At 64.1% G+C, this 11,792-nt stretch carries 10 protein-coding genes; 8 read left to right on the plus strand and 2 right to left on the minus strand.

Annotated elements, in window-relative coordinates; translation table 11 throughout:
• The first annotated feature begins 12 nt into the window (after positions 1-12).
• The 5 genes from glyQ (at position 13) to ACREB4_RS12520 (ending at position 5,990) form a co-directional block, all read left to right on the plus strand.
• Complete coding sequence (glyQ, locus tag ACREB4_RS12500; protein ID WP_431588553.1) at positions 13-969, plus strand: glycine--tRNA ligase subunit alpha; 957 nt, start codon at positions 13-15, stop codon at positions 967-969.
• A gap of 2 nt (positions 970-971) precedes the next feature.
• Positions 972-3,104 carry a glycine--tRNA ligase subunit beta gene (gene glyS / locus ACREB4_RS12505; protein WP_431588554.1) on the plus strand — a complete coding sequence of 711 codons (2,133 nt, stop codon included), beginning with the start codon at positions 972-974 and terminating at the stop codon, positions 3,102-3,104.
• Positions 3,105-3,121: 17 nt separating this feature from the next.
• Entirely contained in the window at positions 3,122-3,730 is a 609-nt protein-coding gene (gene gmhB / locus ACREB4_RS12510) for a D-glycero-beta-D-manno-heptose 1,7-bisphosphate 7-phosphatase (protein ID WP_431588555.1), read from the plus strand.
• Positions 3,731-3,751: 21 nt separating this feature from the next.
• Positions 3,752-4,663: a M48 family metallopeptidase gene (locus ACREB4_RS12515; protein WP_431588556.1), complete on the plus strand. Its 912-nt coding sequence runs from the start codon at positions 3,752-3,754 to the stop codon at positions 4,661-4,663.
• Positions 4,664-4,742: 79 nt separating this feature from the next.
• Entirely contained in the window at positions 4,743-5,990 is a 1,248-nt protein-coding gene (locus tag ACREB4_RS12520) for a PQQ-dependent sugar dehydrogenase (RefSeq protein ID WP_431588557.1), read from the plus strand.
• Between the two features lie 17 nt (positions 5,991-6,007).
• On the opposite strand, the gene ACREB4_RS12525 is transcribed toward ACREB4_RS12520, so the two are convergent.
• Positions 6,008-7,078 carry an MBL fold metallo-hydrolase gene (locus tag ACREB4_RS12525; RefSeq protein WP_431588558.1) on the minus strand — a complete coding sequence of 357 codons (1,071 nt, stop codon included), beginning with the start codon at positions 7,076-7,078 and terminating at the stop codon, positions 6,008-6,010.
• A gap of 41 nt (positions 7,079-7,119) precedes the next feature.
• Here ACREB4_RS12525 and can point away from each other — a divergent pair, with 41 nt between their 5' ends.
• Positions 7,120-7,806 carry a carbonate dehydratase gene (gene can, locus ACREB4_RS12530; protein ID WP_431588559.1) on the plus strand — a complete coding sequence of 229 codons (687 nt, stop codon included), beginning with the start codon at positions 7,120-7,122 and terminating at the stop codon, positions 7,804-7,806.
• A 15-nt stretch (positions 7,807-7,821) separates the two neighbouring features.
• A complete protein-coding gene (gene aceK / locus ACREB4_RS12535) occupies positions 7,822-9,711 on the plus strand; it encodes a bifunctional isocitrate dehydrogenase kinase/phosphatase (protein ID WP_431588560.1) in 1,890 nt (629 codons plus the stop codon).
• A gap of 57 nt (positions 9,712-9,768) precedes the next feature.
• Here the strand turns inward: aceK and ACREB4_RS12540 are convergent, their stop codons facing one another.
• Positions 9,769-10,566 (minus strand): outer membrane protein assembly factor BamD, encoded by a 798-nt coding sequence (locus ACREB4_RS12540; protein ID WP_431588603.1) that lies wholly within the window; start codon positions 10,564-10,566, stop codon positions 9,769-9,771.
• Positions 10,567-10,721: 155 nt separating this feature from the next.
• On the opposite strand from ACREB4_RS12540, the gene ACREB4_RS12545 reads away from it, so the two are divergent.
• Positions 10,722-11,786: an RluA family pseudouridine synthase gene (locus tag ACREB4_RS12545; RefSeq protein ID WP_431588561.1), complete on the plus strand. Its 1,065-nt coding sequence runs from the start codon at positions 10,722-10,724 to the stop codon at positions 11,784-11,786.
• Positions 11,787-11,792: the final 6 nt, after the last annotated feature.

Below are 11,792 nucleotides of genomic sequence, written 5' to 3' on the forward strand. Positions count from 1 at the left end.
CTGAAATTAGCCATGCTGACCTTCCAGCAACTGATCTTGCGCCTTCAAAGCTACTGGGACGCCCAGGGCTGCGCCTTGCTGCAACCTTATGACATGGAAGTGGGCGCGGGCACCAGCCACACCGCGACCTTCCTGCGCGCGCTGGGCCCGGAGCCCTGGCGTGCCGCCTATGTGCAGCCCAGCCGCCGGCCCAAGGATGGCCGTTTCGGCGAGAACCCCAACCGCCTGCAGCATTACTACCAATTCCAGGTGGTGCTCAAGCCCGCGCCAAGCAACATCCTCGAGCTGTATCTGGGCTCGCTGGAAGCCGTGGGCTTCGACCTCAAGAAAAACGACGTCCGCTTCGTCGAAGACGATTGGGAAAATCCGACCTTGGGCGCCTGGGGCCTGGGCTGGGAGGTCTGGCTCAATGGCATGGAGGTGACGCAGTTCACCTACTTCCAGCAAGTGGGCGGCATCGATTGCAAGCCCCTGACCGGTGAGATCACCTATGGCCTGGAACGCCTGGCCATGTACCTGCAAGGCGTCGAAAATGTCTATGACCTGGTCTGGACGAGTTGGGAAGAGACCGGTGCCGATGGTCAGAAGGTGCAGCGCACCTTGAAGTATGGCGACGTGTTCCACCAGAACGAGGTCGAGCAGTCCACCTACAACTTCGAACACAGCAACGTCGAGTTCCTGTTGGGCGCCTTCACCAACTACGAGACGCAAGCCAAGTACCTGATCGAACAACACCTGGCCTTGCCGGCCTATGAGCAGGTGCTCAAGGCTGCGCACAGCTTCAACCTGCTGGATGCGCGTGGCGCCATCTCGGTGACCGAACGTGCCGCCTACATCGGCCGCATCCGCAACCTCGCCCGCAGCGTGGCCCAGGCCTACCTGGACAGCCGCGCCCGACTGGGCTTCCCCATGGCGCCGCGCGCCTGGGCTGAAGAGGTTCTCGCACAACTCGAAAAGAAAGCCGCCTGAGCATGAGCGCTTCCAACCTGCTCGTTGAATTGTTCGTTGAAGAGCTGCCGCCCAAGGCGCTCAAGAAGCTGGGAGAGTCCTTTGCCCAGGTGCTGGTCGACAGCCTGACATCGCAAGGCTTGGCAGGCAACGATTCGGTGGCCACGGCCTTCGCCTCGCCACGTCGTCTGGCGGTGCATGTGACCAAGGTGCTGTCCAAGGCTGCCGACCAGGCCGTGCAGCAGAAGCTGATGCCCGTCAGCGTGGGCTTGAACGCGGAAGGCCAGGCCACGCCAGCCTTGCTGAAGCGGCTCTCGGCGCTCGGCGCTGGCCCCGACGCCGTGGCTGGCTTGAAGCGGCTGCCCGATGGCAAGGCCGAAGCCTTGTTCTTCGACAGCGTCAAAGCTGGCGCCACCTTGAGCGAAGGCCTTCAAAAAGCCCTGGACGAGACCCTGGCCAAGCTGCCCATCCCCAAAGTCATGAATTACCAGTTGGAACAAGGCCCCGGTGCCGACTTCCAGCCCGGCTGGACCAGCGTCAACTTCGTGCGACCGGCCCATGGCCTGGTGGCCTTGCATGGCGACCAGATCGTCCCTGTCAGCGCGCTGGGCCTGGTCTCCGGCCAGCAAACCCAGGGGCATCGCTTCGAAGCCAAGGTCAGCCCGATCGTGCTGCGCCATGCCGACAGCTATGCCGAGCAATTGGCGCAGGATGGTGCCGTGATCGCGAGTTTCGAGGCCCGCCGCGACGAGATCTCGCGTCAACTGAAGCTGGCCGCCAGCAAGGCCGGCACCCACCTCAGCCCCATCGACGACGAGGCCCTGCTGGACGAAGTGACCGCCTTGGTCGAGCGCCCCAATGTGCTGATCGGCCGCTTCGAAGAAGCCTTCCTGGAGGTGCCCCAGGAGTGCCTCATCCTCACGATGAAGGCCAACCAGAAGTACTTCCCTTTGCTGGACGCGTCAGGCAAGTTGACGAACCAGTTCCTCATCGTCAGCAACATCAGCCCCGATGACGCCAGCGCCGTGGTCGGCGGCAACGAGCGCGTGGTGCGCCCACGCCTGGCCGACGCCAAGTTCTTCTTCGACCAGGACCGCAAGAAGACTTTGGAGTCCCGCCTGCCAGGCCTGTCCAAGGTGGTCTACCACGGCAAGCTGGGGACCCAAGGCGAGCGGGTCGAGCGTGTGCGTGCGATCGCCAAGGGCCTGGTCGAGACTCTGGGCCAAGCCTCGCTGACCGCCAACGTGGACACGGCGGCCCGCTTGGCCAAGGTCGATCTGCTGACCGACATGGTGGGCGAGTTCCCCGAGTTGCAGGGCATCATGGGCGGCTACTACGCCCGCCACGATGGCCTGGGTGACCAGGTGGCGCAGGCCATCGAAGACCACTACAAGCCGCGTTTCGCTGGCGACGAACTGCCCCGCGACCTGGTCGGCGTGGTCGTGGCCCTGGCCGACAAGCTCGAAACCCTGGTGGGCCTGTTCGGCATCGGCCAATTGCCCACCGGTGACAAGGACCCCTTTGCCCTGCGCCGCCACGCGCTGGGCGTGATCCGCATGTTGATCGAGCGCGACCTGCCTCTGGCGCTGGAGCCCACGCTCCGCCAGGCGGCCGCCGCGTTCGGCGACAAGATCGCGGACGCCACCCCGGCCCTGACCGACTTCATCTATGACCGGCTGGCCGGCAGCCTGCGCGAGCAAGGCTACACCGCACAAGAGGTCGATGCCGTGCTGGCCTTGCGTCCGCAGCGCCTGGCCGACATTGGCCAGCGCCTGGCCGCGGTGCGCGCCTTCGCCGCCTTGCCGGAAGCCGCCTCGCTGGCGGCCGCCAACAAGCGCGTCGGCAACATCCTGAAGAAGGTCGATGGCACCGTCGAAGCCAAGGTCGATCCCGCTTTGCTGAAAGAAGTCGCTGAAGTTGCGCTGTTCGAAACCCTTGCCAGGGTGCAAGCCGAGGCTAGGTTGAAGTTCGAAGAGTCAGACTACACCGCCTCGCTGCAGGCCTTGGCCGTGCTCAAGACCCCGGTGGATGCCTTTTTTGACGGCGTCATGGTCAACGCCGAAGATGCCGCATTGCGCACCAACCGCCTCGGTTTGCTGGCATCCTTGCACCTGGCCATGAATCGCGTGGCCGACCTGTCCCGGTTGGCTGCATGACCCCTTTCGGAGTGGGCATGAAACTCGTCATCCTCGATCGCGACGGAACCATCAATCACGAGCGGGACGACTACATCAAGTCGGCGGACGAGTGGGTGCCCCTGCCCGGTGCGCTGGAAGCCATCGCCCGGCTCAATCACGCGGGCTGGCACGTCGTGGTGGCCACCAACCAGTCCGGCATCGGACGCGGCCTGTTCGACATGGTGGCGCTCAACGCCATGCATGCGCGCATGAACCAGTTGCTGGCCCGCCATGGCGGCCGGGTCGAAGCGGTGTTCTTCTGCCCCCACACCCCCGAGGATCAATGCACCTGCCGCAAGCCCCTGCCGGGACTCTTCAAGATGATCGGGCAGCGCTTTGGCGTGTCGCTGGCGGGGGTGCCCATGGTGGGAGACCTGCCGCGCGACGTGCTGGCCGCCCAGTCCGTCGGCTGCGAGCCGCACCTGGTCCGCACGGGCCAGGCCGCCGCCATGACCGAACCCGAATTGATCGACCTGCGCCAGCAGGTGTCCGATCTGACGATCCATCCCGATCTCTCGTCCTTTGCCGACTTCCTGATCTTGCGGGACCGGCGCGCACATGGCGAAGACAGCCCCGTGGCCACGCACATGGGCGAGCTGACCTGATGAAAGACAAGTTTGACTGAGATGAGTGACCGAACGCCTGAGACAGAGACACCGACGTCCTCGGGTGGTGAACAGATGGGCTTGCCCTGGGTGGATGGCGCGACGGGCAAGGAGCCGCATTCGGCGGCCCTCGTCCAATCGCCTGCCTTGCTTGCGCCCGCCCAGCCCGAGATCCCCGTATTCCGCCATCCCCAGGCCGAGCGAGAAGTGCGCCTGGGCGATGTGATCGTGGCCTATGAATTCCAGCGCGTGCGCCGCCGCAGCATCGGCATGGTGGTCAGTTCCGAAGGGCTGAGCGTGCGCGCGCCGAAATGGGTGTCGTCCGGCGACATCGAAACCGCCTTGCACGCCAAATCCCGCTGGATCTGCAACAAGCTGGTCGAGCAGCGCGAGCGCGCCTTGAAGCAGAAGGCCTCGCGCATCGAGTGGGGGCACGGTGCCGTGCTGCCTTACCTGGGCGAAACGCTGACCCTGGTGCTGGATCCTCGCATCAAGGGCCTCAGCCTCAGCGAGGCGATGCCGGGCGTGCCCGGCGCGCTCAAGCGCACCCTGGTGCTGGGCCTGGCCCACGACGCCGCACCTGAATTGATCGGCGAGGCATTCCAGTCCTGGCTGAAAAAGCAGGCCAAGCAGCGCTTCGAGGCCCGGGTGAAGCACTTCGCGCCTTTGATGGGGGTGGCTGTGACGCGCATCAGCCTGTCGTCTGCGCGAACGCGCTGGGGCAGCGCCAGTGTGGACGGCTCCATCCGCCTGCATTGGCGCCTGATGCACTTCGCCGACCCTGTGATCGACTACGTGGTCGTGCACGAACTGGCCCACCTGCGCGAAATGAACCACAGCCCGCGTTTCTGGGAAGTCGTCATGTCGGCCATGCCCGACTACGAAATCGCCCGCGAGCAGTTGCGCCACGCGGTCATCCCCGACTGGGCTTGAAAAACCCTGTTCTTGATAAGTCCTATTTTCTTGCTTAATCTCCGAGGCCGACCAGCTGGGGTCGATCAGGAGAAAATTCATGAGAGGACACTTTGTTTGGGCAAAGGTGGGCGCAGCCGCGGCCCTGGTGCTCGCCATGTCGGGGGCGCACGCCCTCAGTGGCAAGGTGGTGGTCAATGACATCAGCCAGCCGGTCTACCTGACGGCACCCACCGGCGACAGCCGCCTTTTCGCCCTTGAAAAGGGCGGGGTGGTCCGGATCATTGCCAACGGGCAGACCCTGGCAACCCCGTTCCTGGACCTGTCGAGCAAGGTCGACATCGAGAGTGAAAGGGGCTTGCTGGGCCTGGCGTTCGACCCCAACTACGCCAGCAATGGCCGCTTCTACGTCAACTACATCGACAAGACGACGCTGAACACGGTGGTCGAGCGCTACACGGTGGCCACGCCGTCCTCGAATGTCGCCAGCGTGAGTTCGGTGCAGAACATCATCACCGTCACCCAAGAGCCTTACGGCAACCACAAGGCAGGCTGGATCGCGTTCCGCCCCGGCGACAACCAGAACCTCTACATCGCGACAGGCGACGGGGGCGATGCCAATGATCCCAACGGCAATGCGCAGAACGGAAGCAGTTTGCTGGGCAAGGTGCTGCGCCTTGATGTGAGTGGCAGCAGCGCGGGCTACTCCGTGCCCACGACCAATCCTTTCGTCGGCAGCTCGACCACCCGCGCCGAGATCTGGGCCCTCGGGGTGCGCAACCCATGGCGCAACAGCTTTGACCGGCAGAACGGCAATTTCTGGATCGCCGACGTGGGACAGGGTGTCCGCGAAGAAATCAACCTCGAACTCGCGGGCGACCCGGGTGGCCACAACTATGGCTGGCGCCTGCGGGAAGGCACCGTCGAGACGCCCGGTGTGGGCGGCGACGCGCCAGGCCTGACCGACCCGGTCTTTGACTACGAGCACTTGGATGTGGCAGGGGGCTTGGGCAACTCGATCACCGGCGGGTATGTCTACCGCGGCCCCAGCATCGAAGGCGCGGACGGCCGGTATTTTTTCGCCGATTTCGTGTCCAGCCGCGTGTTCTCGTTCCTGATGGGCGCCGATGGCAAGCCCTTTGATCTGCGGGACGACACCGCGGCCTTGCTGGGTGGCACGGGCTTGAGTGGCCCGACGACATTCGGCGAGGACAGCTTGGGCCGCCTCTACATCGCGGGCATCAACGGCACCGTGGTTGTCATGGTGCCGGAACCCGAGACCTGGGTCAGCATGCTGGCGGGTCTGGCGGTGCTGGTCACCGTGCGCCGCCGTGCCAGCAGGGCTTGATCGCCAGAACGCTCGCGTCAGACGCTGAAACGGTAGATGCCGTCGGTCCCCAGGGTGCGCGTGAGCGTGCCCTGGTACCACAGGGCGTGGAGGTGCGCCACCGCCTCGCCCATGGCGAAGGTGGTCTGGTGCAGGTCGAGCTGGCGCTTGAACAGCACGGGCAGCAGGTCGGCAGCGGTGGTCGGCCGTTGCTGGCAGGCCGTGATGACATCGGCCAGCCGGTCCCGGTGGTGTTCGTGCAATTGATCGATGCGGGTGTGCAAGCCCTTGAACGGCTTGCCATGCGAGGGCAGCACCAGGGTGTCCTCGGGCAAGCGCCGCATGCGGTCCAGCGAGGCCAGGAACAGGGTCAGCGAGTTCGCCTCGGGCTCGGCGTCGTACACGCTGACGTTGGTCGAGATGCGGGGCAGCACCATGTCGCCTGAAATCAGCACGCCCAGTTCCGGACAGTGCAGGGCGATGTGTTCCGGGGCGTGGCCATGCCCCACGTGGCAGCTCCAAGGGTGTCCGCCAATGGTCACCGTCATGCCGTCCTGCAGGCGGTGGAAGGCCGAAGGCATGTCCGGCACCATGGCGCTGAAGTAGTTGGTCCTCGCCCTGATCTTTGCCACCGACTCCGGGTCGGTCAGGCCATGGCTGGCGAAAAAATCAGCCGCCTTCGCGCCGCCAAAATTGTTGGCGTGCTTGCTGGCGAGGTGGGTCGCGTGAAAATCCGTGGCGCTCATCCACAGTCGGCAGGGACGCCCAGGGGTGCTCCAGTGCTCGGTCAGCCAGTGCGCGTTGCCGACGTGGTCCGGGTGCATGTGGGTCACGATGACCCGGAGCACCGGCAAGCCCTCCAGTTGCGTGGCGAACACGTCCGTCCAGGCGGCCTGCGTCTCGGGGTTGGCGATGCCGCAGTCGATGATCGTCCAGCCAGGCTGGCCATCCAGCTCATCGCGCAGCAGCCACAGGTTGATGTGGTCCAGCGCGAAAGGCAGTTTCATCCTGATCCAGCGCACGCCGGGCGCCACTGCCATGGCCTGGCCGGTGGCGGGCAGGGTCTCGCCCAGGGGATAGTCGATCGTCGGGGCTGAAGTCTCTTGCATCGGCCCATTGTGACCCATCAAGCCTGACTACACTGTGGGCCATGACACTTGAATCCCTGTTCGACAAAAACCGGGCCTGGGCCCGTGACATCGAGAACCGCACGCCCGGTTTCTTCACCCGTCTGCAGCAGCAGCAATCACCCCAATACCTTTGGATCGGTTGCAGTGACAGCCGAGTTCCAGCCAATGAAATCGTGGGCCTCTTGCCCGGCGAATTGTTCGTGCACCGAAATGTGGCGAATGTCGTGGTGCATTCCGACTTGAACTGCCTGTCGGTGATGCAGTTCGCCATCGATTCGCTCAAGGTCAAGCACATCATCGTGGTGGGCCACTATGGCTGCAGTGGTGTCAAGGCCGCGATGGACAACCTGCGCGTCGGCATCGCCGACAACTGGTTGCGCCATGTGCAGGACGTGCGCAACCAGCACCGCGAATGGCTCTACCAATTGCCCGAAAATGGCCCGACGCGGCTGAACGCCCTGTGCGAGCTCAATGTGCTGGAGCAAAGCCTGAACGTGTGCCAGACCACGGTCGTGCAGGACGCCTGGGCGCGCGGCCAGGCGGTCGTGGTGCACGGGTGGGTCTACGGCTTGCATGATGGCCACATCAAGGACATGCGCATGAGCGTGGAAAACGCCGAAGCCCTGGCGGCGGCCTATGCCGAAGCTTTGTCCGAACTGAAAAAGCGCTACACCGCCCCACAACCCGCCGCCGACTCCGCGGTTTAAATCTCAGGCAGACCCATGCTTCCAACGCAATTGACCGATTCGCGTGCCTTTGAAATCGCCAAGGCCATGCTCGATGGGTTCGACCGCCATTACAAGATCTTCCGCGAGACCAGCGCCGACGCCAAGGTGCGCTTCGAGCAGGCCGACTGGCACGGCCAGCAACTGGCGCAGCGGGTGCGCATCGAGTTCTACGACCTGCGCGTGAACGAGGCCGTGGCCCGCCTGGAAAACGACTACCTGGCCAGCGAGCTGCCCATGGAGGTCTGGCACCAGATCAAGCTGTTCTACATTGGCCTGCTGACCAACCACAAGCAGCCCGAACTGGCCGAGACCTTCTTCAACTCGGTCACGATCCGGATGCTGCACCGGCGCTATTTCCGCAACGATTTCATCTTCGTGCGGCCGGCGGTGTCCACCGAATACATCGAAGACGAAGACCCCAAGGCCAAGCCCACCTTCCGCGCCTATTACCCCACGCGGGAGAACCTGCGCGCCATGCTCAAGACGGTGATCCAGAGCTACGAGCTGGACGAGCCTTTCGAAGACCTGAACCGCGACGTCGGCTTTGTGTTCGAGGCCCTGCAGGAGCAGGTCGGCAATGTGCGCCTGCGCACCAATTTCCAGATCCAGGTGTTGTCGTCGCTCTTCTTCCGGAACAAGGGCGCCTACATCGTCGGCAAGGTGATCAACGGCTTCCGCAGTTTGCCGTTCGCCATCCCCATCCTGCACAACTCCAAGAAGCGCCTGTACATTGACGCGGCCCTGTTTGGCGAGGACGACCTGCTGGCCCTGTTCAGCTTTGCGCGCGCCTATTTCATGGTCGACATGGAGGTGCCCTCGGCCTACGTGCAGTTCCTGCGCACGCTGATGCCTCGCAAGCCGCGCGCCGAGATCTACAGCGCCCTGGGCCTGCAGAAGCACGGCAAGAACCTGTTCTACCGCGACTTTTTATTCCACCTGCGCCATTCCAGCGACAAGTTCCGCATCGCGCCCGGCATCAAGGGCATGGTCATGCTGGTGTTCGACCTGCCGTCGTATCCCTTCGTGTTCAAGGTGATCAAGGATTTCTTCCCGCCGCAGAAGGAAACCACGCGCGACCTGATCATGTCGAAATACCTGTTGGTGAAGCAGCATGACCGGGTGGGCCGCATGGCCGACTCGCTCGAGTTCACCAACGTGGCTTTCCCACGCGACCGCTTCGACGACGAGCTGATCGCCGAGTTGAAGCACTTCTCGCCCAGCGTGATGGAAGAGGAGGGCGACGTGCTCATCCTCAAGCACCTCTACATCGAGCGGCGGATGATCCCGCTCAACATCTACATCCAGGAGGCCGATGGCGATCAACTGGAGCACGCCGTCATCGAGTACGGCAACGCACTGAAGGACCTGGTCGCCGCCAACATCTTTCCCGGCGACATGCTGTGGAAGAACTTCGGCGTCACGCGCAACGGCAAGGTCGTGTTCTACGACTACGACGAGATCGAATACATCACCGACTGCAATTTCCGCACGGTGCCCTTGCCGCGCAACGAAGAAGAAGAAATGTCGGGCGAGGTTTGGTATTCAGTCGGCCCGCACGATGTTTTCCCCGAGACTTTCGGACCGTTCCTGCTGGGCGATCCGCGTGTGCGCGCGATTTTCATGAAGCACCACGCCGAGTTGCTGGAGGCCGATTTCTGGCAGCAGCACAAGGAGCGCATCAAGGCCGGCTATGTGCACGACGTGTTCCCCTACGACCGGGGGCGGCGTTTCGTGCACCAGTTGCACTTGGCGGCGGCCGAAGCCCATGGGTCTTCGGAAAGCGCGCCGGTGGAAGAGCCGGTGGATGTACCACCCGAAGGCCCTGCGGTTCACGACCAGGGGCGCTTGACAGGCTTCGCCGCGGGCGGCAGCACGGCCAATTGAGGATTACCGCGGCCCGCCTGCCTTGAGGTCCAGGCGAGGCCGCTGGTCGGTGTCACTTCACCAGAGCTGCCACCAGGGCTTGTCTTCGGCCTTGACGCCACCCACCAGGTAGGGACTGTTGGGGAAGCTCTGCTTCAACACCCGCTCGGCGTCATCCCTCAGCGGGATCAGGCCCAGGTGATCGTAGGCGCGCACCATGATGAACAGCGCTTCTTCGATGGCTGGCGAACTGCGGTAGTCGGTCAATGCCTGCTGTGCGCGGTTGGCCGCAGCCAGGTAAGCACCACGGCGCAGGTAGTAGCGCGCCACGTGAACCTCGCCGGAAGCCAGCGAGTTGACGATGTAATTCATGCGCAGCCGGGCATCGGCGGCGTACCTGGAGGTCGGGAAGCGCGTCGACAGTTGCTTGAAGGATTCGTAGGCGTCTCGGGCGGCTTGCTGATCGCGCTCGGCCAGATCCTGGCGCGCCACGCGGCCGAACAGTCCCAAGTCGTCGTTGAAATTGACCAGGCCTTGCAGGTACATGGCGTAGTCGACCGCCGGGCTGGTCGGGTGCAGGCGGATGAAGCGTTCGAGCTTGGCGAGGGCCTGGGCTTTTTCACCGGTCTTGTAGTAGGCGTAGGCCAAGTCGAGTTGAGCCTGCTGCGCCAGCATGGTGCCAGTGGCGCGGGCCTCGACTTTTTCCAGGCGCTTGATGGCGTTCTCGTAGTTGCCGTCAGCCGCTTCTTCCTTGGCGTCTGCGTACAATTTGTCGGGTGTCATGCCACCGAATTCGTCTTCGGGCGTGGATCCGCAACCGGCCAGGCCAGCCACCATCAGGGCGGCGAGCAGGCCGCCGGCCAAGCGCGTCTTCATGCCAGAGGACCGGCCCCACAAGGTGTTGTTCAGCAGTTTCACGTGTGTATATGGCGGGAGTTGCATCCGCATAGAGTCTCGCACGAGGGTGCGCAATACCCGGCAGTATAGAAGCATGGCACCGCCCCTTTCATTCACCCGTTTGCAAAGCTTTCATGTCCCGATCCCCCGTTTCACCTCAACCGCTTTTGGACGCCGATGCTTTGGACGAGGATTGGGGTGTGGAGGCCCTGGGGGCGCCCGCGCCGTCCGCCTCGGTGGCCACCCGGGAAGGGGTGGTCGCGGCGGCCCAGCAAGGGCAGCGCCTGGACGCCTGGCTGGTCAGCCTGGCCGATGAGTTCTCGCGCAGCCACCTCAAGGGCCTGATCGAGGCCGGCTGTGTTCGGGTGGATGGCAAATTGGCCGATTCGCCCTCGCGCAAGGTCAGTGCCGGCCAGCATGTCTGGGTCGAGTTGCGGCCCACGGCCCAGAGCCAGGCCTTCGTGGCCGAGCCCATGGACTTGCCCATCGTGTTCGAGGACGAGCACCTGCTGATCATCGACAAGGCCGCCGGCATGGTGGTCCATCCCGCCGCCGGGCATTGGAGTGGCACCTTGATGAATGGCCTGCTGGCCCACCACGCGGGTGCTGTGAACCTGCCGCGCGCGGGCATCGTGCACCGCCTGGACAAGGACACCAGTGGCTTGATGGTGGTGGGTAAAACGCTGGAGGCGGTCACGGCTTTGTCGCGGGCGATTGCCGACCGCGTGGTCAAGCGCCAGTACGTTGCCCTGGTGCATGGTGCCGTGGCCGATGCCTTCTCGGTCGAGGTCGCCATTGGCCGGGACCCGGCCTCGCGCATCAAGATGGCGGTGCTGGCCTCGGGCAAGCCCGCTCGCACCGATGTGCGCTGCCTGGGGCGCGTCGTGCTGGACGAAGACCATCCCGAGGGAGCCATCCGCCGGTCCTTCAGTGCCGTGGAGTGCACCTTGCACACCGGGCGGACGCACCAGATCCGGGTTCACATGGCCAGTCGCAAGCATCCCCTGGTGGCCGATGCCTTGTACGGCGGCGCGCCGGCGCTGGGCCTGACCCGCCAGGCCCTGCACGCCTACCGGCTGGCCTTTGACCATCCGATCAGTGGGGCGGCGCTTCGTTTCGAATCCTCGCTGCCCGGCGATCTGGCCCAGGCTTGGGGGCGCCTTCAAATGGTCCAACAAAAACCTGTAACTGGTGCATAATGGGTC

It is taken from the genome of Aquabacterium sp., assembly GCF_050725395.1.
In the GTDB taxonomy this organism is placed as follows: domain Bacteria; phylum Pseudomonadota; class Gammaproteobacteria; order Burkholderiales; family Burkholderiaceae_C; genus Aquabacterium.